The organism is Microbacterium oxydans, assembly GCF_000956525.1.
GTDB lineage: Bacteria > Actinomycetota > Actinomycetes > Actinomycetales > Microbacteriaceae > Microbacterium > Microbacterium oxydans_A.
On the sequence record NZ_JYIW01000018.1, the window covers coordinates 43,957 to 68,638 of the forward strand.

18 protein-coding genes are annotated in these 24,682 nt (G+C 68.8%); 15 read left to right on the forward strand and 3 right to left on the reverse strand.

All coding sequences use genetic code 11. The features are described 5' to 3' along the window. The gene (locus RS83_RS03245) at positions 1-2,964 is read right to left on the reverse strand and encodes an immunoglobulin-like domain-containing protein (protein ID WP_156153099.1); all 2,964 of its coding nucleotides are present in this window, start codon (positions 2,962-2,964) and stop codon (positions 1-3) included. Positions 2,965-3,318: 354 nt separating this feature from the next. Here RS83_RS03245 and RS83_RS03250 point away from each other — a divergent pair, with 354 nt between their 5' ends. The 12 genes from RS83_RS03250 to RS83_RS03305 all read left to right on the forward strand — a co-directional run bounded on the left by RS83_RS03250 (position 3,319) and on the right by RS83_RS03305 (position 19,615). Then, a complete protein-coding gene (locus tag RS83_RS03250) occupies positions 3,319-3,945 on the forward strand; it encodes a hypothetical protein (protein ID WP_045278079.1) in 627 nt (208 codons plus the stop codon). A 25-nt stretch (positions 3,946-3,970) separates the two neighbouring features. Further along, complete coding sequence (locus tag RS83_RS03255; protein WP_045278080.1) at positions 3,971-5,047, forward strand: hypothetical protein; 1,077 nt, start codon at positions 3,971-3,973, stop codon at positions 5,045-5,047. Beyond that, positions 5,044-5,265 carry a hypothetical protein gene (locus tag RS83_RS03260; RefSeq protein ID WP_045278081.1) on the forward strand — a complete coding sequence of 74 codons (222 nt, stop codon included), beginning with the start codon at positions 5,044-5,046 and terminating at the stop codon, positions 5,263-5,265. Before RS83_RS03255 ends, RS83_RS03260 begins: the two co-directional genes overlap by 4 nt. A gap of 112 nt (positions 5,266-5,377) precedes the next feature. Continuing rightward, complete coding sequence (locus RS83_RS03265; protein ID WP_045278082.1) at positions 5,378-6,403, forward strand: LacI family DNA-binding transcriptional regulator; 1,026 nt, start codon at positions 5,378-5,380, stop codon at positions 6,401-6,403. Between the two features lie 267 nt (positions 6,404-6,670). Continuing rightward, positions 6,671-10,243: a glycoside hydrolase gene (locus tag RS83_RS18480; RefSeq protein WP_082071498.1), complete on the forward strand. Its 3,573-nt coding sequence runs from the start codon at positions 6,671-6,673 to the stop codon at positions 10,241-10,243. 130 nt (positions 10,244-10,373) lie between these two features. Continuing rightward, a complete protein-coding gene (locus RS83_RS03275; protein WP_045278083.1) occupies positions 10,374-11,393 on the forward strand; it encodes a LacI family DNA-binding transcriptional regulator in 1,020 nt (339 codons plus the stop codon). Further along, positions 11,393-12,934 carry a sugar ABC transporter ATP-binding protein gene (locus RS83_RS03280; protein ID WP_045278084.1) on the forward strand — a complete coding sequence of 514 codons (1,542 nt, stop codon included), beginning with the start codon at positions 11,393-11,395 and terminating at the stop codon, positions 12,932-12,934. Before RS83_RS03275 ends, RS83_RS03280 begins: the two co-directional genes overlap by 1 nt. A gap of 182 nt (positions 12,935-13,116) precedes the next feature. Next, positions 13,117-14,118: a substrate-binding domain-containing protein gene (locus RS83_RS03285; RefSeq protein WP_045278085.1), complete on the forward strand. Its 1,002-nt coding sequence runs from the start codon at positions 13,117-13,119 to the stop codon at positions 14,116-14,118. Positions 14,119-14,188: 70 nt separating this feature from the next. Next, positions 14,189-15,823: a sugar ABC transporter ATP-binding protein gene (locus tag RS83_RS03290; protein WP_082071499.1), complete on the forward strand. Its 1,635-nt coding sequence runs from the start codon at positions 14,189-14,191 to the stop codon at positions 15,821-15,823. Beyond that, positions 15,820-16,896: an ABC transporter permease gene (locus tag RS83_RS03295; RefSeq protein ID WP_045278086.1), complete on the forward strand. Its 1,077-nt coding sequence runs from the start codon at positions 15,820-15,822 to the stop codon at positions 16,894-16,896. Before RS83_RS03290 ends, RS83_RS03295 begins: the two co-directional genes overlap by 4 nt. Next, the gene (locus RS83_RS03300; RefSeq protein ID WP_052678806.1) at positions 16,893-17,930 is read left to right on the forward strand and encodes an ABC transporter permease; all 1,038 of its coding nucleotides are present in this window, start codon (positions 16,893-16,895) and stop codon (positions 17,928-17,930) included. Before RS83_RS03295 ends, RS83_RS03300 begins: the two co-directional genes overlap by 4 nt. 65 nt (positions 17,931-17,995) lie before the next feature. After that, the gene (locus RS83_RS03305; RefSeq protein ID WP_045278087.1) at positions 17,996-19,615 is read left to right on the forward strand and encodes a LuxR C-terminal-related transcriptional regulator; all 1,620 of its coding nucleotides are present in this window, start codon (positions 17,996-17,998) and stop codon (positions 19,613-19,615) included. On the opposite strand, the gene RS83_RS03310 is transcribed toward RS83_RS03305, so the two are convergent. Beyond that, entirely contained in the window at positions 19,594-20,175 is a 582-nt protein-coding gene (locus RS83_RS03310; protein ID WP_045278088.1) for an ECF transporter S component, read from the reverse strand. The two genes, RS83_RS03305 and RS83_RS03310, sit on opposite strands and share 22 nt — an antisense overlap. A 257-nt stretch (positions 20,176-20,432) precedes the next feature. Here RS83_RS03310 and RS83_RS03315 point away from each other — a divergent pair, with 257 nt between their 5' ends. Further along, the gene (locus tag RS83_RS03315) at positions 20,433-21,038 is read left to right on the forward strand and encodes a hypothetical protein (protein ID WP_045278089.1); all 606 of its coding nucleotides are present in this window, start codon (positions 20,433-20,435) and stop codon (positions 21,036-21,038) included. Between the two features lie 97 nt (positions 21,039-21,135). Here RS83_RS03315 and RS83_RS03320 read toward each other — a convergent pair whose 3' ends face one another. After that, positions 21,136-22,161, reverse strand: a complete 1,026-nt coding sequence (locus RS83_RS03320; RefSeq protein WP_045278090.1) for a LacI family DNA-binding transcriptional regulator — start codon at positions 22,159-22,161, stop codon at positions 21,136-21,138. Positions 22,162-22,358: 197 nt separating this feature from the next. On the opposite strand from RS83_RS03320, the gene RS83_RS03325 reads away from it, so the two are divergent. Continuing rightward, entirely contained in the window at positions 22,359-23,741 is a 1,383-nt protein-coding gene (locus RS83_RS03325) for an ABC transporter substrate-binding protein (protein WP_156153100.1), read from the forward strand. Then, positions 23,741-24,679, forward strand: coding sequence for a carbohydrate ABC transporter permease (locus tag RS83_RS03330; protein ID WP_197072053.1), 939 nt, complete (start codon positions 23,741-23,743; stop codon positions 24,677-24,679). Before RS83_RS03325 ends, RS83_RS03330 begins: the two co-directional genes overlap by 1 nt. The last annotated feature ends 3 nt before the right edge of the window (positions 24,680-24,682 follow it).

The following is a 24,682-nucleotide window of genomic DNA, read 5'->3' on the forward strand; positions in this document are numbered from 1 at the left end:
TCAGTTGCAGGTGCCGGCGGCGAGCGGGACTGACCCGGCGAAGGACTGCCCGCCGGGAGCAGTCGCGGTCACCGAGATGGTGCCGGCAGGGACGGCGGCGAGGCGGGTGGCGAACGATGCCGAGGACGATGCCCCCGCGGCGAGCGTCAGCGTCTTCGCGCCGTACGGGCTGGTGACGGTCACGGATGCGGCGACGGTGGCCGTGTTGTGCACGGTGACCACGACCTGCGCCTTGCCGAGCACGCAGCGCAGGCTCGACGTGGTGGTGATGTTCAGTGTGCTGACGGGCACTTCGGCCGAGGACGACGCGGAGACCAGTCCGTCGCGGTACCCGTCGTAGGTCGCGGTGACGGCGGTGACCCCGGTGGGCACGTCGACCGCTGCCGCGCCGTCGGAGAGGGCGACCGTCGTGCTCCAGGCGCCGCCGGTGAAGGTGACGGTCCCTGCCACGTCGCCGCTGTCGGCCGCGGTGACGGATGCCGTGGCACGGCGTCCGTCGAGGGCGAGCGCGGTGGTCGAGGAGACGGCCTCGATCGACGTCCAGTCGTGCATCGCGGTGAGCACGGTCTGCGGAACGCTGACGAAGGCGCCGTGACGCGGGCTCGTCGGGAGTCCGCCCGCGGGGCGGACGTTCCAGGTCGAGCGCTGTGAGAGGCGGTCGGCCTGGCTGCTCGACGCGATCTCCGCACCCGTCGTGAGGAAGGCGCGGTAGCCGCCAGCCGCGTAGTTGTCGACGAGGAAGACGTAGCCGTCACCGGAGGTGTTGTTCGGGTCACCCGCGTTGAGCTTGATGATCTCGGGGCCTTCGCCGGCCTGGCCGGTCTCGAGCGTGGTCATCCGGGTGTCGGTGAGCTGCCAGGTCTTCGTCGGATCGGCGTTCCAGTTCGACGAGGTCGTCGGGGCGGTCAGCACCGTCGAGCGCTCGAGGAAGATGTCCTTGCCGGCTTCGAGGGTACCGGCGGCTCCGGACTCCTCGTTCTTGGTGAAGCGGTAGTAGGAGTCGCCGATCTTCGTGACGGTCGAGTCGATGCGCGCGTAGCCCGTGTCCTGCCAGCTGGCGGGCGGGGAGGTGAAGGTCTTGAAGTCGCGGGTCGTGACGTAGAACATGCGGGCGTACAGGTTGTCGCTGTTCGTGTGGCTCGCGTCGGCGTACATCCGCGAGGCGAAGAACACCACGTACGACTGCAGCTCATCGTCCCAGTACGCCTCGGGCGCCCAGGTCATGCCGGCCTCTGGCCGGTTGATCGTGATGCCCGTGTTCTCGCCGTTGGTGCGCGCCCAGGAGACCATGTCGGTCGACTCCCAGACCTCGACCTTGAGGCTGCCCTGCGACTGCGCAGGACCCCAGCCGGTGCCGCAGCTGATGCAGAGGTCGGTGGCGATCATGTAGTACTTGTCGCCGTCGTGCGAGCGCAGGATGTACGGGTCGCGGAGGCCGGTGGTGTCTGCGGTCGATGTGATCACGGCCTTGCCGTCGTTCACGGGGGAGAAGCTGAAGAAGTCGTTGCCGCTGGTCGCCGCCTGGTAGATCTTCTCGTCGCCGTCCGACTTGAAGTAGGCGCTGGCGTAGCCGGCATCCGGGGCCGTGCGGGCGTGCTCGGCGACCGTCACCGTGAACTCGCGCGACAGGGTCGTGCCGTTCAGCGTGGCGTGCGCGGTGAGGGTGACATCGCGGTCGCCGGTGCCGTACGCGGGGCGCTCCACGATGCCGCCGCCGCGGTAGGCGTCGGCCGCGCCGACGGAGGGGGCGACGTAGGCCGCATCCGTCGGCGTGACGAGGGCGTCATCCGAAGACGACCAGGTGATGGTCGAGGCGTCGACCGTCCCCTTCGTCACCAGCGGGAGGTTCTCGGTGGTGCGCTCGGAGAGGTCGATCGCGTCGAGATCGGCGGAAGCGGATGCCGCGGCCACCGTCACGGTGAAGGTGATCGGTGCACCGGAGGCCGGCGTGGCGGTGATCGTCACCGTGGTGTCGGTCGAGACCGCACGCGAGACGACGCCGGTGTTCGAGATCACCGAGGTGTCCGACGTCGACCAGGTGAGGGCCACGCCGTTCGAGGACGCGGGGAAGGTGAGGTTGCTGCGCACCGAGTCGAGGGTGGCGTTCGCTCCCTTGACGACGGGCAGCAGATCACCGCGGAGCAGTGCCTGCGTGGTGGCGGACTTCTCCGATGCGGTCGGCATGCTCGCGGACACCTGATCGGCGGTCAGCGAGGTGTCCCAGAACCGCACGTCGGTGACGTCGGCGGCGAGCAGCGCATCGCCCGTGTAGAGCGATCGGCCGAGGTAGCCGAGGGTGCCGGTCGCGGGGACGACGGAGCTCAGGGTGTTGGCGTGGGTGGTCGTGGAGATGACCTGACCATCGCGGTACAGCGTGAGGGTGCTGCCGCTGCCGACCATGGTGAGCGTGGTGAAGCCGGGGTTGAGTCCACCGCCGGCCGGCAGCCGGGTCTCGCCGTTGCCCGTCTGGGTCTTGACCCGGATGCCGGCGAGCACCTGGGTGTTGTAGGAGCCTTCGCTGGAGCGGGGGTTCACGAAGACATGGTTGCCGAGCGCGGTGGTGTTCCATGCGCCGACGCCGTTGCCGATCACCCAGCCGAACTGGTTCCCCGCGGTCTGCGTCGCCACGGTGTACTCGACCGTGAAGTCGTTGTCGGTGCCGGTGACGAGGCCCTGGGGGAGTGCTGCGTAGCCGTCCTTCGCGAAGCGCAGCACGTCGTCACCGCCGGCGTCGACGAAGGAGGCATCCGTGAAGCCGGTCAGGGTCGCGTTGCGCCCGTTGCCCGACACGTCGAGCAGTGCGGTGCCCGAGTGCGACATGTCGTAGTGCGCGGTGGGTGCCGGCACGTCGGCGGCGAACGCCGAGGACGGGGTGAGGGCGCACAGCGACGCGGCGAGCGTCCCGACGACGGCTGCGGCCGTCAGCCGCCTGCGTGGGGGTGGGGAGGGGCGGGATGCGCTCACGGCGGGATCTCCTGTCGTCGTTGACTGAATGCGCCGCCGACGCGGACATCCGGGGGGTGCCCTTCGGGCGGGCTCCTCGGAATGTTAGCGGACACAATGGCGGAAATACAGGGATGACCGAAATCGGAGGAGTGGCGGATTCCGGGCGTGCGTCGCAACTTGACGCGCCGATGATCGGGATCGTAGGGTATCGACGTTCCCGGTAACAATCCGGGGGTGGCCGCACTCCGCTGGGGGAGTGCGCCGGGCAAGGGCGCCCATGCAGTTCCTGCCCGATGCCTGAAGCGAACCCGACAGCCGCAGGCTGATCATCGATTCGGCGCGGCCCCGCCGGCCGAGGAACTGGAGACCGATATGAGCAACAAGAGTCTGGCCGCGCGCTGCGCCGTCGGAGTGATCGGCGGCCTGATGCTCGCCGGTGTGGGGGTCGCCGCGTTCGCCGACCCGAGCGAGAACGGATCCGGCGACGTCGATGTCACGGTCGACATCGCCTCCACCGAGACCGGGGCACTGAGCCTCACCGTCGCGGGAACACAGACCACCCTCACGGAGACCGGGTCGACCGCGTCGTTCCGCCAGTTCACCGGCGCCCTGCCGAATGTCACGGTGACCGACACCCGTGAGGATGTCGACGCCGGAGTGTTCTGGTACGTCACCGGACAGGCGAGCGACTTCGTCGGCGCCGCGGGGCAGCCGAGCATCACCCCCGACCATCTCGGCTGGACGCCGAGCATCGTCACCGCCAACGAGGGCGAGGTCGCCGAGGGTGACGCAGTCGGTACCTCGATCGACGGCGGCGTGAACAACGTCGGCCTGGTCGGGCAGGAGCTGCTCGCCCTCGCCCTCGACTCCGCCGACGCGCAGGCCGCGTCCGGCCAGTGGACCGCGACCGCGAACCTCGTGCTGAAGACGCCGGTCACGGTCGCCCCCGGCTCGTACACCTCGACGCTGACGCTGTCGCTGTTCGAAGACTCGTACTGAGTCCCCCTCGTCCGCCGGAGACATCATGATCACCCGCCCTCGTGCTCGGATTGCGCTGAGCGCCGCCGCCCTGCTGGCGGCGCTCGGAAGCCTGACGCTCCCCTCGAGCGCGCTCGCCGACGATGCGCAGGCTGACGCGGTCTCCTGGTCGGTGTCACCGGCGGACGCTGCTGGTGCGGACGGTCGCGTCGCGATCGAGCACGAGCTCGACCCCGGCGAGCGTGTCGAGGAGCATGTGCTCGTGCGCAATCTCGGCGCGAGCGACGTCGTCTTCTCGCTCTCCGCTGCGGATGGTTTCACCACGGAGGCTGGCAGGTTCGACATGCTCGCCTCCGATCAGGAGTCGACGGGAGCCGGCACCTGGATCGCCATTCCCGACGACGTCGAGATCGCGGCTGGTGGCTCGGCGGTGATCCCCTTCACGATCACCGTGCCCGAGAACGCCGAGCCAGGCGATCACGCGGCCGGCGTCGCGGCATCCGTCTTCTCGGTCAAGACCGATGATGCCGGGGCGACCGGTGTCGGCGTCGAGAGCCGGGTCGGGGTCAAGGTCATCACCCGGGTCGCAGGAGCGATCACTCCGGCGTTCGCGGTCGGCGGCGTGCAGGCCGATTTCCGGGTCGACGCGAACCCGTTCGAAGCGGGCGAGCTCACGGTCGCCTTCGAGGTGGAGAACACCGGAAACGCACGGATGGATGCCGCCGGCACGCTGGACATCGCCGGTCAGCGGCTCGCGTTCCCCGCAGAGGGACAGCGGCCGCAGGTGTTGCTCCCCGGTGAGACGCGCTCGTTCACGCTCACGGTGACCGATGTCTGGCCCCTGTTCTTCCTCTCGGGTGAGCTGACGGTGACGCCGGTCGCTGCATCGCTCGGCGGTGAGACGCTCGCCGTCGAGCCCTCGACGGCGGCGGTGACGGCGTGGGCGATGCCCTGGCCGCAGCTGCTCGTCGTCGCCGGGGTCGCGCTGCTCGTGTTCGCCCTGCTCTGGAACCGCATCCGCTCCCGTCGCCGGGTCGAGGACCTGATCTCGCAGGCCGTCGAGCGAGGCCGCGAAGAAGCGCTGTCGCTCGCCGACCACGACCGAGAGCGGGTCATCGGATGACGTTCCCCTTCGCGCTCATCGACGATACGGATGCCGAGGTCATCGGTGGCGTGCAGATCCACGTCGAGATCCTGCCGCTCAGCACTCCGCCGGTCGTCGACGGCCTCGCCGGTACCGGTGCGGATCTGCCGACAGTGCTGATCGTGACCGGCGTCGCACTGCTCGCCATCGGGGCAGTTGTCCTCGCCCGCCGGGTCAGGAGGCGATCCACGGGCTGACCACCGCTCTTCGTGCACCGGCGTCGGGAGCCTCCGAGGCCGGCATCCGGCGATCGCTCCGCTCGCGCACTATCGTTGTACCGTTCGCGGTCATCGTGCGAGGGGGGGCTTCATGACCACCGATTCCGCACCAGCCGGCGGTTCACGCAAGCCGAGCATCTACGACGTCGCCGAGCGCGCCGGCGTCTCGCATATGACGGTGTCGCGCGTGCTCAACGGCCACCCGAACATCCGCGAGTCCACCAGGGACAAGGTGATGACGGCGATCGACGAGATGCACTACACGCGCAGCTCGATCGCCCGCGCCCTCGCGACCAACCGGGCCATGCGGATCGGCGTCATCGTCGACAACCCCGGCTTCTACGGGCCGAGCAGTGTCCTGCGGGCGATCGAGGTCGCCGCGCGGCAGAACGGCTATGCCGTGAGCAGCTTCTCGGTGGGCGACGCCGACGGCCGCCGGGTGGATGCCGGCGTGGTCGAACTCGTGACGCAGGGCGTGGACGCCCTCTGCGTGATCGCGCCACGCGCCTCATCCCTCGATCTCCTGCGCCAGCAAGCCATCGCGGTGCCCACACTGGTCGTCAAGGAGGAGCCGGACGAGCAGATGCACACCGCATCCGTGGACCAACGGGCAGGGGCGACGGCCGCGGTGCGTCATCTGATCGACCTCGGGCATCGCGCGATCCTGCACATCGCCGGTCCACCCGACTGGTTCGATGCGAAGGCCCGAACCGAGGCCTGGCACGCCGTGCTCGCGGAGGAGGGGCTGCCCGTCGTGCCGCCGCTCATCGGCGACTGGTCGTCGGACTCCGGGTATGCATTCGGTCGTGAGCTGGAGCTCGGAGCGGCCACCGCCGTCTTCGTCGCCAATGACCAGATGGCGCTCGGGCTCATGCACGGGCTGGCGGAGCGCGGCATCCGTGTGCCGGAGGATGTGAGTGTCGTCGGGTTCGACGATGTGCCGGATGCGCGGCACTACCAGCCCCCGCTCACCACGGTGCGGCAGCACTTCGCGCTGCTGGGCGAGGTCGTGATCGGCGAGCTGCTCGCCGCGATCGAGGGCGAGGAGACCGGGGAGCGCGAGCTGATCCAGCCGGAACTCCGCGTGCGTTCCTCGACCGCCGCCCCGCGGGCCTGAGCCCTCGCCCGCCCCCAGCGGCGCGCGCTGCGGGGGTCGCGAATGGCCGCTTCGGTGGGGCGGACGCGGCAGTCTGTGCCACCTCGTCTCCTGCAGGGGTCGCGAATTGCCGCTTCGCGGGGTGGGATGCGGCAGTCTGCGCCACCTCACCGGGGCCGCGGGTGCTCGCTGATGGGATGCGCGAGCGCCGGTTGACGTCGACTGGGGGCATCCCTATGCTCATTGTTACCGCTCACTGTTGACGTCAACACACTCTGAGGACAGACGATGAAGTCGAAGAGAACCATTTCCGCGCTCGGGATCGGCGCCATCGCCGCCGGCATGCTCGTCACGGGAAGCCCAGCGGCTGTCGCAGCCGCCGTCCCCCTGACCATCACTCCCAACCCGGCGTACGCCTCCGACCCGTTCGAGGGCTGGGGCACGAGTCTGGTCTGGTTCGCCAACGCCACTGGCGGGTATCCGGATGACGTCCGTCAGGACCTCCTCGACAAGGTGTTCGGCGAGGACGGCCTGAACCTCAACATCGCCAGGTACAACATCGGCGGCGGCAACGCGACCGATGTGCCCGGCTACCTGCGCCCCGGTGGTGCGGTCGACGGTTGGTGGAACCCCGACCTGGCCAGCTCGACCTACGCCGACCGTGCCGCCTATCGTGCGGCCTGGGACGGCGACGACCCGGCGAGCTACGACTTCGATGCGGATGCCACGCAGCGCTGGTGGATCGACGCGCTCAAGGACAAGATCACGCACTGGGAGGCGTTCAGCAACTCCCCGCCCTACTTCCTCACGCAGAGCGGCTACGTGTCGGGCGGCATCGGCAGCGGGACGACCGAGCAGCTGGCGCCCGCCGACATGGAGGCGTTCGCGGACTACCTCGTCACGGTGGTCGAGCGCATCGAGCAGGACCACGGCATCGACTTCGAGAGCCTCGACCCGTTCAACGAGCCGAACACCAACTACTGGTCCACGACGTTGGGCGGGAACGGCTGGCCCACGTCGGCGAGCCGCCAGGAGGGCGCGCACGTCGGACCCGCCGCGCAGGACCAGATGATCAAGGTCCTCGCCGCGCGACTGGCCGAAGCCGGCACCACCACCGACGTCCCCATCTCTGCGATGGACGAGACCAACCCCGGCATCTTCGCGACGAACTGGAACGCCTGGAGCGACGAGGCCAAGTCCGAGGTCACGCAGCTGAACGTGCACACCTACGGCACCTCCGGCCGGCTCGTGGTGCGTGACATCGCGAAGAGCGCCGGCAAGCCGCTCTGGATGAGCGAGGTCGAGGGCGACTGGGACGGCACCGGCTACAACCTCACCAACATCGAGAACGGCCTCGGCATGGCCGGGCAGATCGTGAACGACCTGCGCGAGCTCGAGCCGAGCGCCTGGGTCTTCTGGCAGCCCGTCGAGGACACCTACAACATGGAGAAGGTCGAGAAGAAGAACTGGGGGTCCGTGTTCGTCGACTTCGACTGCAACGCCGACGGCGACTCCGTGCGGCGCATCGCCGACGGCGCGGCCGATCCGAGCTGCACGGTGCAGACCAACGCGAAGTACAACACGGTGCGCAACTTCACGCACTACATCCAGCCGGGTGACTCGCTGATCCCGACCGACAACGCGCAGACGACCGCAGCGGTCGACGGCGACGGCGACGGCCTCACGCTCGTCCACGTCAACTCCGAGCCAACCGAGCGTCGGATCACGGTCGACCTCTCGCGCTTCGGCACCATTGCGCCGGGTGCCACGGTGACCCCGGTCGTGACCACGCAGTCGACGACCGAGGACCCCGAGAGCAACGCCCTCGTGCAGGGTGACGCCGTGGCGGTCGACGCCGCGACCCGCACCGCGACCATCACGGTGCCGGCGAAGTCGGTCACCACGCTCCTCGTCGCCGGCGTCTCGGGTGTTGCGGACTCCGCCACCGCCCTGCGCGACGGGCACAGCTACCAGCTCTTCGGCGTGCAGAGCGGCAAGGCGCTGGCGGCGAGCACTGCCGGTGCCGTCATCCGCACCTCGGCGACCACCCCGGATGCCGCCACCGCGCAGACCTGGACCGTGCAGAGCCTCGAGGGAGAGGGAACGGACCGTCATCGCTTCGCCCTGCGGGCGGCAGACGGCCGCTATCTCGCCGAGTCCGGCGGCGCGGTCACCGTCGTCAATGCGAGCGCGGAGGATGCGGCATCCGATCCTGCGCTGCAATGGATCTCGTCGACCACCGACGGCACGACCTTCTCGCTGCTCAGCGTCTCGAATGAGCGGGTGCTCGACGTCAACGGTCAGAGCAGCGCCGATGGTGCGAGCGTCGGGCTGTGGACGTCGAACGACGGGTCGAACCAGCGGTGGACGCTCGCCGACACCGCGATGCTCTCGGTGAAGGGTGTCGCCACCGGCACTGCTCCCGGCATCGCTCCGGTGCTCCCCGCCACCGCGACCCTGGTGTACCGCGGCGGCATCGAACGGACTGCTGCGGTGACGTGGGCGACGACCGGCATCGATTGGACCACGATCGGCACCCGCACCGTGACCGGCACCGGCACCGACCTGTTCGGCGCGGCCTTCCAGGCGACCGCGACGGTCGAGGTCGGCAGCGTCGGCTTCACCGAGCCCGTGTCCGTGACGACCTACGCCGGTGCGCCGCTCGCCACCGTTCGGGCGGCTGCTCCCGGCACGGTCCCCGCGGTGGTCGGCTCGACGGATCAGCGCGTCGACACGGCCGTCACGTGGGACTGGGACGGGGTGACGACCGCGTCGCTCGCGAACCCCGGAGTCGTCACGGTGTCCGGGCGCGCACAGGCGCCCGGCGGCGCAGCACTGACGGCGACGCTCTCGGTGATCGTCACCACGCCGACGGCGGCGAACGTCGCACCGGCGAGCATGGCATCAGCCACGTTCACCGAGAGTTCGAGCTACGGCGTCGATCGCACCAAGAACGGTGTGACGACCGACAAGGGCTGGTCGAACTGGAAGTCCGGCACCAAGAACGCGCAGGACACGCTGACCTACGTGCTCGCCGCGAGCTCGACCATGCAGACCGCGAAGCTCCACTTCTACAAGGACGGCTCGTCGAACACGTGGCCCCAGTCGCTGTCGGTCGAGTACCGCCTGGGCACCGGGGCATGGACCTCGCTCGGTGCGGTCGATGTGCCGGTGCCCGCAGACGGCTCGGCGCCGATCGTCGAGGTGCCGATGCAGGGTGTGCAGGCTGATGCGGTGCGCGTCGTGATGAACGCGCGCTCCGCGACCCACCTGGTCGTGTCCGAGGTCGAGCTCTCCGCCTCGGCTCCTGGCGTCTCGTCGGTCGCCGCGCTCGCCACGGTGTCGCTCGACGGCACGCCGCTCGCCGGCTTCTCGCCCGAGACCACCGAGTACGAGGTGCCATGGGTGGCGGGTGAGCGCCCCACCGTTCGCGCGGTCGCCGTCGATCGTGCGGGGACGGTGCAGGTCGCGCAGCCGGATGCCGACGGGGAGTCGACGATCGTCGTCACAGCACCGTCGGGTGCGACGCGCACCTACACGCTCGCCTTCGTCGATGCGGCGGAGCCCGCGCTCAGCGCGACCGTGGCGAGCACGGTGCGCTGCGTCGCGGGCAAGGCGCAGCTGGTGCTCTCGGTGACCAACACGGGAGACGTCGCCACCGACATCACGCTGACGACGCCGTACGGCACGAAGTCGCTCGTCGGAGTCGCGCCGGGTGCGCATTCCTCGGCGATCGCGCAGGCCACCAGGCTCGCCTCGTTCCCTGCGGGCAGCGTGCAGGTGGCGCTGGGTGCCGATGTCGGCGGCACGCGCGTCACCGAGAACATGCAGGTGGCCTACCTCGCCGGCTCCTGCGGCTGATCATCGCGACGGGAGGGCCCTGCGGATGCTGTCCGCGGGGCCTTCCCTCGTCGAGGCCTCCGGCCCTCCGATTGCACGCCTGGCGCTGTTCTCGGTAACATCTCTGCAGGCTGGACCGACGGAGGTGCTCATGCCCAACCTCGGCTCCGACAAGCCCGGTATCCGCAATGTGGCAGATCTCGCCGGTGTCTCGCACATGACCGTGTCGCGGGTGCTGAACGGCCATCCGAACATCAAGCCGGACACTCGGCGCCGCGTGCTGGAGGCGATCGAGGAGCTCGACTACCGCCCGAACATGGTGGCCAGGGCGCTCGCGACCCAGCGCACCCATCGCATCGGCGTCATCATCGAGAGCGCCGTGTCGTTCGGGCCGACCAGCATCCTGCGCGCCGTCGAGATGGCCGCGCGCACCTCTGGCTACTCGGTCACCGCCGTCGCGCTGCATGAGGGCGACAGCCTGACACCCCAGGACGCCGTCGACAACCTCACCACGCAGGGCGTCGATGCGCTGTGCGTGATCGCTCCCCGGTCGTCGTCGGTGGCGGCGCTCCGGCGCATCTCGCTGAGCGTCCCGATGCTCGTCGTCAAGGCGGATGCAGACCCCACCTTCCTCACCGTCTCGATCGATCAGCACGCGGGTACCTCGCTCGTGGTGGATCATCTGGTCGCCCTCGGCCACCGTGACATCCTGCACATCGCTGGTCCGCTCGACTGGCTCGACGCGAGAGCCCGCGAACGGGCGTTCCACACCAGGGCGAAGTCCTGGGGCATCCGCGAACGCCCCATCGTGGTCGGCGACTGGACCGCCGACTTCACCTACGACTTCGCGAAGGGTCTCACCCGACTGCCCGACTACACGGCTGTGTTCGTGGCGAACGATGACATGGCGATCGGTCTCATCCACGGACTGCACGACCGGGGATTCGAGGTTCCGAAGGACCTCAGCGTGGTCGGCTTCGACGACGTGCCGCTCGCCCGCCACTTCCTGCCGCCGCTGACCACGGTCAGGCAGGACTTCGCCGCGCTCGGCGCCGCCGTCGTCGAGATGCTCCGAGCGGCTCTCGAAGAGCGCGAGCTGCCGAAGCTGACGCGCATCCCGACCGAACTCGTCGCGCGCAGCTCCAGCGCCGCTCCCCGGCAGGTGCGCTGATGACGGCGCGCACCCCCGCCCCGATCGTCGAACTCACTGGCATCCGCGTCGAGTTCTCCGATGTCGTCGCGCTCGACGACATCGATTTCCGGCTGTTCCCCGGCGAGGTGCATGCGCTGATGGGCGAGAACGGGGCCGGCAAGTCGACGCTGATCGGCGTGCTCACCGGAACGCGCACCCCGGTCGCCGGCACCGTCGTCGTGGCGGGCGAGGAGCGTCGGTTCTCCGGCGTCGCCGATGCGCGGGCTGCCGGCATCGCGACGGTGTTCCAGGAGACCCAGCTCGGGCCGACGCTGAGCGTGGCGGAGAACGTCATGCTCGGGCGCGAACGCCGCGGACGCTTCGGCATCGACTGGAAGCGCACGAGGGCGGATGCCGCGGACGCGCTGTCCCGGCTCGGCCTGGACGACATGGACCCGCGGACACCGATGGCGATGCTGTCGCCCGCGCAGAAGCAGCTGGTCGCACTGGCCCGCTCGATGGTCGACGATCCCCGCATCCTCGTCCTCGACGAGCCGACGTCGAGCCTGGACCGCCCAGAGGTCGATCTGCTGATGCGGGTGATCAGAGGGCTCCGTGACCGCGGCGTCGCGATCCTGTTCGTCTCGCACTTCCTCGAGCAGGCCTTCGCGATCAGCGACCGGATGACGGTGCTGCGCGGCGGGCGTCGGATCGCGGAGACGCCGACCCGCGAGCTCGAGCGTGCGGATCTCATCTCGCAGATGCTGGGCAAGGACCTCGAGGCGTTGCGCGCGCTCGGTTCGGAACGAAAGGCGCACCACTACGCGGCCGATGGCGAACCCGCCCTGCGAGCGACGGGTGTCGGTCGCCGCGGAGAGCTCGATCCCACCGACATCGACGTGTACCGGGGAGAGATCGTCGGACTCGCGGGGCTCCGCGGCTCCGGGCGCACCGAGCTCGCGTCTTTGCTCGGCGGATCGCTCCGTGCGGACAGCGGGCAGCTCAGGGTCGACGGCGAACGCGTGCAGCTGCGCAGTCCATCGGCCGCACTCAAGACCCGCATCGCGATGTCGGTCGAGAACAGGAGGGCGGACGGCATCATCGCCGACCTCAGCGCGCGCGAGAACATCGTGCTCTCGTTGCAGGCGCTGCGCGGTTGGACGAGACCGCTGTCGCCGTCGGAGATCGCTGCGCTCGCCGACACCTACGTCGAGACGCTGCACCTGGATCCGGCGGATCTCGGGAGACCGGCCGGCCACCTCTCGGGAGGCACGCAGCAGAAGCTGTTGCTGGCGCGCGCGCTGGCGACCAGGCCGCACGTGCTGATCCTCGACGAACCCACCCGCGGCATCGACATCGCAGCCAAGCTCGACATCCAGCGACGCGTCAGCCAGCTCGCCGGAGACGATGTCGGCGTGGTCTTCATCTCGTCGGAGCTCGAAGAGGTCGTGCGCCTCAGCGACCGGATCGTGGTGCTCAAGGACCGCGACAAGATCGGTGAGCTCAGCAACGGCCCGGCGGTGACGGTCGACAGCGTCGTGGAGCTGATCGCCGCAGAACTGGATCCTCTGGACGACTGAAGTGTGTCCGGTAACAACGAATTCATCACGAACCGCCCCCGAATCGTCAGAAGCGCTTGTGTTCCGAAAATTGTTCCCGGTAACATGATCCACGCGACGCCCTCCCAGGCGTCCTGTCATCACATCCGGACCGTGACGGTCCACCCCCGGGAAACGACCCGGAATCTCGAGGAGGAGATCAAATGTCTGCAATGAAGCGCACTCGTACAGTTCTGGGGCTCGTCGCCGTCGGCGCGCTCGCGCTCGGTCTGGCCGCATGCTCGAGCGGAGGAAGCGACGACGCCGGTGACTCCGGCGACTCGGGCGACCTCACCACGGTCGGCTTCGTCGCCGTCGGCCCCGAGGGTGCATGGCGCCAGGCGAACGAGAGCAACATCCAGGACACGTTCACGGAAGAGGCCGGCTTCAACCTGAAGTACGCCCCCGCCACGAACCTCGACCAGAAGTCGCAGATCGACGCGTTCACGTCGTTCGTCGACGAGGACGTCGACGTGATCCTCCTGTCGGCGACCGAGGCCAGCGGCTGGGAGGACTCCCTCAAGCTCGCACAGGAGGCCGAGATCCCGGTGATCCTGCTCGACCGCGGCATCGAGCCCGACGACACGAGCCTGTACGTCACCCGCATCGCGCCCGACAACGTCGAGGTCGCCAAGGAGGTCGGAACCTGGGCCGCGGCCGAGTTCCCCGACGGCGGCAACTACGTGGTCCTCGAAGGCCCCGCCGGCGTCGGCGTCGTCAACGAGCGCAACGAGGGCTTCGACGAGGGCCTCGGTGGCTCCTCGCTGAACAAGGTCGACGCGCAGACCGCCAACTGGTCGGCTGAAGAGGGCAAGAGCGTCTTCGAGACCATGCTCAAGGCCAACAACAACGACATCCAGTTCGTCTTCGCCCAGAACGACGAGATGGGTCTCGGCGCAGCCCAGGCCGCAGAGGAAGCCGGTCTGAAGATCGGCACCGACGTGAAGATCGCCACGATCGACGGCACCAAGAACGCGATGCAGGCGCTCGCCGACGGTCAGCTCAGCTACGTGCACGAGTACAACCCGCTGTTCGGTGAGACCGCACTCGACGTCGTCAAGAAGGCCCTCGCCGGTGACAAGGTCGAGTCGTACATCATCGTTCCGAGCGAGGCGTTCGACTCGGCGGATGCGGCCAAGGCCGTTCTGGCGGACCGCAAGTACTGAGCACCACCCCGTGATCTCGAGGGCGGCGCCCCCGCGCCGCCCTCGAGACCGGACAGACGGAGAGACAACGATGAACGAAGAACTGCCCATCGTCGAGATGCGCGGGATCACCATCGAATTCCCCGGAGTGAAGGCGCTCGACGGAGTCGACTTCCGCCTCTTCCAGGGTGAGGTGCACGCACTCATGGGTGAGAACGGCGCCGGCAAGTCGACGCTGATCAAAGCCCTCACCGGTGTCTACCGGATCGACGCCGGATCGATCGTCGTCGCCGGGCAGGAGCGCAGCTTCGGCGGCACCGGCGACGCGCAGGCCGCGGGGATCTCGACCGTCTACCAGGAGGTGAACCTCGCCCCCAACCTCACCATCGGTGAGAACGTCATGCTCGGGCACGAGGTGCGCGGAGCGCTCGGCGTCAACTGGCGGGCCACGCACCGCGCCGCCACCGAGGCGCTCGCCCGTCTCGGGCTCGACCACCTCGACACCCGCCAGCCGCTCTCGACGCTCTCGATCGCGATGCAGCAACTCGTGGCGATCAGCCGTGCCATGGCGATCAAGGCCAAGGTCCTCATCCTCGACGAGCCGACGTCCAGCCTCGACGCCGCAGAGGTCGAAGGCCTCTTCACCGTGATGCGCACCCTGCGCGACCAGGGCGTCGCGATCCTCTTCGTCTCGCACTTCCTCGACCAGATCTACGCGATCAGCGACCGTCTCACGGTCCTGCGCAACGGCCAGTACGAGGGCGAGTACCTCACCCGCGACCTCGACAGGCATGCGCTCATCTCCCGGATGATCGGCAAGGACCTCGACACCCTGAAGTCGCTCGGCGGCAACCGCCGCACCACCCCGCGCGACGCCGACGAGGCGACCTTCCTCTCGGCATCCGGCATCTCCCGCACCGGCGCCGTGCACGCCACCGACCTCGACATCCGTCCAGGAGAGGTGGTCGGCTTCGCCGGGCTCCTCGGCTCCGGACGCACCGAGCTCGCGCGCCTGCTCTACGGCGCAGATCGCAGCGAGTCCGGCCAGATCACCGTCAAGGGGCGCAAGGTCGACCTCACGTCGCCGTCTGCCGCGCTCTCGCACCGCATCGCCTTCTCGACCGAGAACCGTCGGGACGAGGGCATCATCGGCGACCTCACCATCCGCGAGAACATCATCCTCGCCGTCCAGGCCAAGCGCGGGTGGGCACGGCCGATGCCGCGCAAGGAGCAGGACGCGATCGTCGACAAGTACATCACCGCCCTCAACGTGCGCCCTGCCGACCCGGAGCGGATGATCAAGAACCTCTCCGGCGGCAACCAGCAGAAGGTGCTCCTCGGGCGCTGGCTCGCGACTGAGCCGGAACTGCTCATCCTGGATGAGCCCACCCGAGGCATCGACGTCGGTGCGAAGGCCGAGATCCAGGAGGCCGTGGCAGAGCTCGCGGACCAGGGCGTCGCTGTCGTCTTCGTCTCGTCCGAGCTCGAAGAGGTCGTGCGCCTGTCGGAGCGGATCGTCGTGCTCAAGGACCACAGCAAGATCGGTGAGATCCAGAACGGTCCCGATGTCACAGCGCAGGAGATCGTCGACGTGATCGCCGCCCACGGTGTGGAGGCCGCAGCGACGACGCTCGAGCAGGAGCTCGACGCGATCGAGGTCGTCCACGTCGCACCCGCCGCCGCTTCCGACGTGCAGTCCGAGACCCTTGAGGGGGAGACCCGATGAGCGCATCCGCTCGTGCGTCCGTGTGGCGCGACCTGATCCGCAAGCCGTTCTTCTGGGGCATCGTCGCGATCGTCGCGCTGCTCGCGTTGAACGTGCTCAAGGATCCGACCTATCTCGCGATCTCGATCAACCCGAACAACGGCAACCTCGTCGGCAACCTGGTCGACATCCTCCGCCAGGCAGCGCCCATCATGATGATCGCGGTCGGCATGTCGCTCGTGATCGCGACGGGCGGCATCGACCTCTCGGTGGGATCGCTGATGGCGGTCGCCGGCGCGGTCTCGATGGAGTTCCTCGCGGCAGCCGACGACTCCGGCTCGGTCGGCGTCGCGCTCTCCGCCGTGGGGCTCGCGTTGCTCGTCACCGCCATCCTCGGCGCGGTGAACGGCATCCTCGTCGCCTACGTCGGGCTGCAACCCTTCATCGCGACGCTCGTGCTGATGCTCGCCGGGCGCGGCATCGCCAAGGTCATCACCGGCGGCCAGAACACGGCGGCGTCGAGCGATCCGTTCCGCTGGATCGCGAACGGCTTCGTGATCGGCATCCCGGTGGTCTTCATCCTCGCCGTGCTGATCGTCCTGGTCGTCGCGTGGGTGGTGCGACGCAGCGCCCTCGGCCTCATGATCGAGGCCATCGGCATCAACCCCAGGGCGAGCCGGATGGCCGGGATCAAGCCGAAGGGCCTCCTGCTGACGACCTACGTGCTGAGCGGCATCCTTGCCGGCATCGCCGGAGTGATGTCGGTCGGCAGCGTCATGACCGTCGACATCTCCCGCACCGGGTACCAGCTCGAGCTGGACGCGATCCTCGCCGTCGTCATCGGCGGCGCCTCGCTCGCGGGTGGCAAGTTCTCGCTCAGCGGCGCCTTCGTCGGCGCCCTCCTGATCGCGACCCTCGACAAGACCGTGCTGTTCCTCGGCGTCTCGTCGTCGGCCACCCCGGCATTCAAGGCGATCGTGATCGTCGCCATCTGCCTGCTGCAGTCCGAGCGGGTGCGCAGCTGGTTCCAACGTCGCAAGAAGGCGCAGACGCCTGCACCGCGAGTCGAGATCGTGAAGGAGGCCGCAGCATGAGCGTCATCGCAGCAGCACCAGTCCAGAGTGCCGGCCCGAGCTTCGTCGATCGGATGCGTCGCCAGCTCACGGCGAATCCGTCGGTCGTCCCCACCATCGCCTCGGTGATCATCTTCGTCGGCATGATCGTCTACGGCGAGGTCGCCTACGGGAAGATCGTGCAGGCGAGCACGCTGTCGAACCTGCTGATCAACAACGCGCACCTCATCGTGCTTGCGGTCGCGCTGACCTTCGTCATCCTCACCGGCGGCATCGACCTCTCGGTCGGCTCGGTCATCGCGGTGTCGTCCGTCGCGGGAGTCATGCTCTCGAACGCGGGGTGGAATCCGCTCGTCGTGATCGTGCTCATGATCGCCATCGGCGGGCTGTTCGGGCTCGTCTCCGGCATCCTGATCCGGTACTTCAACGTGCAGCCGTTCATCGCGACGCTCGCCATGATGTTCCTCGGGCGCGGTCTCGCGTCCCTGCTGAGCACCAAGCCGGAGCAGCTGCCGGCGGATTCGCCGATCCGTGTGATCGCCGAGAAGATCAAGATCATCGACGGACCGAAGGTGAACGACCTCGTCATCACCCCGGCCGTGATCATCGCGATCGTCGTCGTGCTCGTCGCCTTCTTCGTGCTGCACCGCACGCGCACGGGGCGCACCGTCTACGCGATCGGCGGCTCCGAGAACTCCGCGCTGCTGATGGGTCTGCCCGTGCCGCGCACCAAGGTGCTCGTCTACGTGATCAGCGGCTCGCTCGCGGGCCTCGCCGCGGTGCTCTACACGGCCCGCCTCGGCACGGCTCAGAACATCACCGGCATCGGGTGGGAGCTCGACGCGATCGCAGCAGCGGTCATCGGCGGCACAGTCCTCACCGGTGCCTACGGCTACGTGCTCGGATCCGTGATCGGTGCGCTGGTGCTCGGGCTCATGACCGTGCTCATCACGCGTGACGGCGGCATCCCGCCGGAGATGACCACGATCATCACCGGCGGCATCCTGCTGGTCTTCGTGCTGCTGCAGCGAGTGGTGACGCGCAAGAAGGAATAGCGCGCACACGCCCACGTCTCACCGGAATACTGGCACCATGGAATCGGCGTCCGACGCCGCGCACCATGATGCAGACACGAGACGAACTCCGCTCCTTCCCCGCGCCGCCGGGGATCGACGGCGTGCCCTCATCGCATGACTCGACGGTCGAGGAGATCGCCGAGCAGCTCTCGGCCGCGATCGAGCACCGGGACTGGCGCAGTGCGGTCGGGCTGCTGGGACTGCACTGGTCGGCACTGCTCGACGAGCCGGGGGAGCTGCTCGACGACGCACTGCGGGCCGTTCCGCTGCGGGCGTTCGAGCACGATGCGCGGGCGGCGGCGGTGCGCGACATCCGCCTGCACACCTCGGCCGATGCCGTCGACCACATGCTCGGCGACGTCGTCGTGCCAGACGCCGGCGATCTGGTCGCGCTCGAGGCGATCGCGCGGTCCGACCGTGCGCTCAGCCTGCTGAGCGTGGTGTCGGCGCGGATGATCGCGCTGCGGGTGCGGGGCCGCCTGGCCAGAGCGATCCGGCTCGCCGAGCTCGTCGAACGGTTCGGTCGCATCGCGGTGGTGCATCAGCCGGCACTCGTGACCGCTCGGCTCCCGGCCGCGCTGCTGCAGGCCGGCATCACCCGCGGCCTCGCCGACGACCTCCCCGGCGCGATGCTCAGCCTCCGCGACGCGTACGAACGGGGCCCGACCGCCAGAGTCACCTATGTGGAAGCGGATGCCGCAGGGAAGTCGGCGTTCTTCAGCGTGCTCGCCGGCGACGTGGATCAGGCGCGGCGCTGGGTGGAACGATACGACCGGTCGCCGGGAGCCGATGGGTGGTTCGCGTCCCGGATCGCACTGACCGCTGATCTCGCCCGCACGCTGATCGCCATCGAGTCGTTGGAACGTGACGTGGTGGAGGAGCTGCTGCCCGGCCTCGATCAGCCGGTGAACGCCGAGCAGAGCTGGGGCCCGGGCGTGACCTTCGCCAGGGCGCGCGCGGCCCTCGCCTGGGGTGATCGCCTGAGCGCGATCGACATGGTGCGCCGTGACCGCGCGCGGTACGCGGACTGGCTCGGTGAGAGCAGTGTCCTCGACCCGTTGCTCGAGCAGGCCGAGGTCGAACTGCTGCTCTCCGTCGGGCAACCGCAGAAGGCCGCGCAGGTCGCCGCATCCGACGGCATGCAGCCGGCCGGCGTGATCGCCCGAGCCAGGATCGAGCTGGTCGACGGCTCCTTCGAACTCGCCGCCAGGCACGCGGCATCCGTCCTGGCCCAGCCGCTGAGTCCCCGCAGCCGCGCCGATGCCCTGGCGATCCTCGCCCCGGCGCAGCTGCGCCTCTCCGACCGACGCGCGGCGCTGCAGAGCGCAGCGCACCTGCGAGACGCGATCGGCGGGAGCGGGCTCCGGCTCGCCGGCCTGTCGGTGCCGGCGCAGGAGCGTCGCCTCCTCGACCTCGAGGTGGTCGAGGATGCGCACGGCGCGCGGGACGCGTTCACCATCATCGAGCAGCCGATCCGCATCACTCCGCAGCAGCGCATCGTGCTGCAGGGGTTCGAGAAGGGTTGGAGCCTGCGCGAGATCGCGACCAGCGCGCACCTCTCGCTGAACACCATGAAGACCCATGCGCGCGGGCTCTACCAGCGCCTCGGGGTCACGAATCGCGACGAAGCGCTCGCGCGGGCCTACGACGCCGGCCTGTTGTGATCGCCCGCCCGTCGGCCGACGCTGACGCCGGCTCGAACCAGCGCGCCGGCCAGCAGCCGGGACAGCACGACGGCGATCGCTTCGCCGACGAGGCGACCGAGCAGCGTGCCGATGATGATCACCGGGGTGCGATGCGCGGGTGAGAACACCGCGAGCGACACGGCGAACAGGACGACGGCGGTGACGGCGCCAGCCGCGAGGTAGCGCACCTCCGCTGCACCCGAAGGGCCGGTACGCCACAGCATCAGGTCGATGAGGCAGCCGGCGAGCAGCACCGGGATCGCGGCGATGAGCCCGGAGGAGCTGGTCGCGCTCACGAGCAGCGCCGCGATGCCGCTGGTCACGATGGCCGCACCCGGCGTCCCGGTGATGCGGCGCGCGAGGAAGGGCATGAGGCTGTGGACGCCGGCGACCAGCGCGTAGGCGGGCGGCGCGACGGCGGCGAGTGCTGTCAGCAGTGGCAGCGTGCTCAGGTGCAGCAGCACGTGCACCACCGCGAGCGCTGCGCACGTCAGGAGCACCCTGGTCGACAGCCGCCGGGATGATCGAGGAGCGGGCACCTCTCCACGATAGTCAGGCGGTCGGCGGCCGGCTGAACCGCGGGTTCACCCGGGTTTCACCCTGGTGGGTTTTCCGGGAACCGTGTCAGGGCAGGGCTCCCCGTTGTTAGCGTCTTCCCGGAGCCGGGGCATCGACCCCGAGGACCCGCTCGACGAGCCGCCGGCGCGACGCCGCCGGTCGGCATCCGTGCGCTCGCAGCCCGAGCGCCGATGCAGTCGTGCGCCGTGATCGTTCACAGCATTGGAGAGGCACCAGCATGTCGGAGACACGGATCGATGGGACGGAGCGCTCGGCGGGCCGCCGTACGTTCATCAAGGCTGCCGCATGGTCGGCGCCGGTCGTCGCCCTCGCGGTCTCGACCCCGCTCGCGGCCGCGAGCGTCGCAGCACCGCAGCCGGCACCCGGGGGCGGGCTGTCGGTGTGGCAGGGCGGCACCTCGGTGCAGACCTTCACCGTCGTGCAGCCGAACCGCGTGCAGGTGAACACGGGGCAGACGGTGGGCTTCAACGTGTTCGACGCCGACACCGGCGAGAACGTCGCGCCCGGCACGTACCGCTCGGGGGTGATCACCGTGACCGTGCAGTGGGGAGCAGGGAACGGTGTGCCGACTCCGGCGAGCTACCGTGCCGAGGAGCGCACGCTCAACGGGTGGGTCCGTACGGGTGCGCTTCCCGATCCGGGGGAATCGGGACTCATCGAGTACACGTACACCGGCGTGCTCAACGGCAGCGGGAACATCGTGTCCCTGCCGGTGATCTGGCTGTACCCGACTGCCGGGGGAACGCTCACTCCGACGTACGTGAACACGGCGCTCTCGGCCGAGTTCCTCAGCGAGAAGACGTCGGGTTCGCGGGTTCCGTGAGTCGCGCGTCCGCGGGCCCTCTGGTCCGCGGACGATGTCGTCCTGAGGCGGCCGGCGTGGACGGGCGGGCGGATGCCGCGCATCCGTGCCGGCTCGCTCAGGAGAGGTTGCGGATCGAATCGCGGATCACGACGGGCATGGGGATCAGCACCGGAGCGAGCGGACGTTCGCCCAGGAGCATCTCGACCGCCGTGCGTCCCATCACGTCGTAGGGGAGCCGCGCGGTCGTGAGGCCCGGCCGCTGGAAGCTCGCCAGCTCCTCATCGTCGAACGACGCGACGGAGATGTCGGCCGGCACTCTCAGTCCGCGCTCCGCGATCGCCTGGTAGGTGCCGAACGCCACGCCGTCATTACCGGCCAGGATCGCCGTGAGTTCGGGATGCTCGTCGAGCATCTCCAGGGTGCGGGTGTAGCCGATGTCGGGATTCCATTCGAGGACATCCACGACGAAGGGCTGCACGCCGGCCTCGTCGAAGGCGGCATCGATCCCTTCGAACCGGGGTCCGATGGTGACGGAGTGCAGCGGAGACGAGACCGCACGGGGGTTGTTGCCGATCACGCCGATGCTGCGGTGCCCGGCTTCGGTGAGCAGGTGCGCCATCGCGTGACCGGCGGTGCGCTCGTCAGGCAGCACTGAGGCGTGCCCGGTCGTCGACGTTCCGTTCACGATCACGACCGGGACGTCGTGCGGCGTCTGCGGCACCTCGATCATGCGGGCACCGAGGAGCCCGATCAGGATGCCGTCGACCCGGCGGTCGATCATCGCCTGGATCTCGTCTGAGATCGTCGCGTCGTCGCCCTCCGTCTCGGCGATGAGCACGGTGTGGCCGTGCTCCTTCGCCGCGGAGAGCAGTCCCCGGATCATCTCGGATGCGTAGCGGGTCACCGTGATCTGATCGGAGATGAACCCGAGCGTCTTCGTCTTTCCGAGCCGCAGGCTCTGTGCTGCCGGGTTCGGCCGGTAGCCGAGTTCCTCGGCGGCGGCCCTGACCCGTCGCGTGGCGTCGGCCGAGAGGCGAGAGCCAGGTCGGTCGTTCAGGATCATGCTGACGGCGGCCTTCGACATGCCGGAGAGCGTTGCGACGTCGGCGAGCGTCGGCCTGCGATCCAGGTTGTTCGGCATCGGCTTCCTCCCGTCACGTCATCCCAGCTTAGGCAGTGGGTGCCCGCCCACGGAATCAGTGGTGGTGAATTGATTCAGCAAAATCGTTGCACGTTCGATTCCGCGATGCTAGCCTCGGCGGTGCTGAATCAATTTAGCTCTGCAGTTCGGGTGACATCCCACCGGCCAGCGGAGTCAGGAACACAGGAGAGAACATCGTGGTTGATCTCACTCGCAGGGCCCTGTTCGGCGCGATCGGACTGGGCATCGTGGGCACCGTCGTCTCGTGGCCGCGGCTCACCGGAGCCGATATCCCCGGACGTGGCAAGGACGTCCTGACGGTCGCGCTCTTCGGCACCGCGCAGGACGCAGTCGCTCGGCAGGCGCTGGTCGACGGGTTCCAGCGCAAGCATCCGGGCATCGAAGTGCGCATCGTCGCCATTCAGGGACAGGACTGGAGCGAGTACTTCGCGAAGATCCTCACCATGATCGCCGCCGGCACGCCCCCGGACGTCGTGACGGTCGCGACCGAGGGAGCGCAGCTCTTCGCCTCGCGCCTCGCGCACCCGCTCGACGACTTCGTGCGCAGGGACGCTGCGGAGATGCAGGAGTACTTCGACGACGTCAACCCGACGCTCATCGAGGCGTTCATGTACCAGGGCAGCCTGTTCCAGATGCCGGACAACTTCAACGCGGCGAACGTGTTCTACAGCACGCAGGCGATGGAGCGCGCTGGGCTCGAACGCCCCGCCGACGACTGGACGCTCGACGATTTCTTCGCGACGGCCCGTGCGATGAAGAAGAGCGCCCCCGGTCAGTTCCTGCCGTACTTCTGGAACAACCGACTGTGGGGCGGCGTCGTGCCCTGGCTCTACGTCAACAACACCAGCTTCCTGCGCGAGGAGAAGGCGAGCGGCGGTGACTGGTTCTGGAACCGCTTCTACCCCGACCAGCCGGCCCGGAGCGGCGGGTACGTGTGGCAGCAGGCCGACGCGCTGAACGAGCGTGCGGTCGAGAGCTTCTCCGTGCTCGAGCGCATGGTCTCCGAAGGCCTCGCCGCGAACCCTGCCCAGGGTGGCGGGAACGAGCTCGTGTCCCTGTTCTCGACCGGATCGGTCGGGATGACTCCTGCTGGCGGATTCTGGGTGCGAGGCCTCGAAGAGGCCGGCGTGGCCAACGACGCCTACGACGTGACGTACTTCCCGCGGATGGCGGGGCAGCGCCATCAGTTCGGCGCGGGCGGCTACGCGATCATGGAGACCTCGCCGCGCAAGGACGAGGCGTGGGAGTGGCTCAAGTACTGCGTGTCCGTCGAGGGCATGACGATCGCGCACCCTCGACCGGATTCGTCGCTGCCCCGTCGCTCGCTCAATGCGAAGCTGTACGGCGCCGGGGTCGGACCCGATCACTGGCAGGTCTTCTACGACACGCTCGACAAGTTCCCCGACACCGGCCCGATGCCGGCGCCGCCGCAGCAGGCCGCGGTCGAATCCGCTCTGCTCAAGAACGTGGTGTCGACCATCACCAACGGGCCTTCCGGTGTGCGCCGGGGGCTCGAGACCATGCAGCGAGACCTCGAGCTCGCGTTGGGAGCACGATGATGTCCGAGACCACCACCCGCACCGTCACCGTTCCGCGGGGCGCCAGGAGCGAGACCGGCACTGCTGCCCGATCCGGGCGACTCATCGTGTGGATCTTCCTGGCCCCCACCCTGATCGGACTGGGCCTGTTCAACCTCGTCCCGATCATCGGCTCGTTCGTCCTCGCCTTCTTCCGCTGGGACATCATCTCCGACCCGGTGTTCGTCGGCGTCGACAACTTCGTCGACCTCGCGACCAACCCGACCGTGAGCGTGTCGTTCCTGAACACCATCGGCTTCGTCGTGGTGGCGGTGACCCTGCAGCTCACGGTCGCCCTGGTGCTCGCCCTCCTCGTCCAATCGAGGATGCCGGCATGGCTGCGAACCTTCTTCCGCTCGTCGCTGTTCTTCCCGCTGATCCTCTCCGCGGCGTCCGTGTCGCTGATCATGGCCTACCTGTTCAACCAGGAGTTCGGTCTGGTGAACCAGACCCTCAATCTGATCGGCATCGCGGATGTCGGCTGGCTGACGACAGGACTCGGGGCGAAGGTCGTGGTGCTGCTGGTCTACGTGTGGCAGAACTTCGGGTTCACCTTCCTCCTCTTCATCGGAGGGCTCTCCGCGATCCCCAGGGAGGTCTACGAGGCCTCCTCCCTGGACGGCGCAGCCGGGTGGACGCAGTTCCGGATGATCACGCTGCCGCTGGTGAGTCCCACGCTGCTCGTGGCATCCGTCATGGCGATCATCAACGCGCTGCAGATCTTCGATCAGCCGTGGGTGCTCACCCGAGGCGGGCCCGGCGATGAGACCCGCACCGCCGTGATGGTGATCTACGAATCAGCCTTCCGGCAGCTCGACTTCGGTGGTGCGTCAGCCATCGGAATCGTGCTCACGCTGCTCATCATGCTCGTCACGGCCATCCAATTCCGGCTGAGCCGCCGATTCGTCTTCTACGGGTGAGGC

Bases quoted from the DNA above. Each gene is read 5' to 3' on its own strand.
- RS83_RS03250 (WP_045278079.1), top strand. From the start codon at position 3,319: ATGAGCAACAAGAGTCTGGCCGCGCGCTGCGCCGTCGGAGTGATCGGC.
- RS83_RS03255 (WP_045278080.1), top strand. From the start codon at position 3,971: ATGATCACCCGCCCTCGTGCTCGGATTGCGCTGAGCGCCGCCGCCCTG.
- RS83_RS03260 (WP_045278081.1), top strand. From the start codon at position 5,044: ATGACGTTCCCCTTCGCGCTCATCGACGATACGGATGCCGAGGTCATC.
- RS83_RS03265 (WP_045278082.1), top strand. From the start codon at position 5,378: ATGACCACCGATTCCGCACCAGCCGGCGGTTCACGCAAGCCGAGCATC.
- RS83_RS18480 (WP_082071498.1), top strand. From the start codon at position 6,671: ATGAAGTCGAAGAGAACCATTTCCGCGCTCGGGATCGGCGCCATCGCC.
- RS83_RS03275 (WP_045278083.1), top strand. From the start codon at position 10,374: ATGCCCAACCTCGGCTCCGACAAGCCCGGTATCCGCAATGTGGCAGAT.
- RS83_RS03280 (WP_045278084.1), top strand. From the start codon at position 11,393: ATGACGGCGCGCACCCCCGCCCCGATCGTCGAACTCACTGGCATCCGC.
- RS83_RS03285 (WP_045278085.1), top strand. From the start codon at position 13,117: ATGTCTGCAATGAAGCGCACTCGTACAGTTCTGGGGCTCGTCGCCGTC.
- RS83_RS03290 (WP_082071499.1), top strand. From the start codon at position 14,189: ATGAACGAAGAACTGCCCATCGTCGAGATGCGCGGGATCACCATCGAA.
- RS83_RS03295 (WP_045278086.1), top strand. From the start codon at position 15,820: ATGAGCGCATCCGCTCGTGCGTCCGTGTGGCGCGACCTGATCCGCAAG.
- RS83_RS03300 (WP_052678806.1), top strand. From the start codon at position 16,893: ATGAGCGTCATCGCAGCAGCACCAGTCCAGAGTGCCGGCCCGAGCTTC.
- RS83_RS03305 (WP_045278087.1), top strand. From the start codon at position 17,996: ATGATGCAGACACGAGACGAACTCCGCTCCTTCCCCGCGCCGCCGGGG.
- RS83_RS03315 (WP_045278089.1), top strand. From the start codon at position 20,433: ATGTCGGAGACACGGATCGATGGGACGGAGCGCTCGGCGGGCCGCCGT.
- RS83_RS03320 (WP_045278090.1), bottom strand. From the start codon at position 22,161: ATGCCGAACAACCTGGATCGCAGGCCGACGCTCGCCGACGTCGCAACG.
- RS83_RS03330 (WP_197072053.1), top strand. From the start codon at position 23,741: ATGTCCGAGACCACCACCCGCACCGTCACCGTTCCGCGGGGCGCCAGG.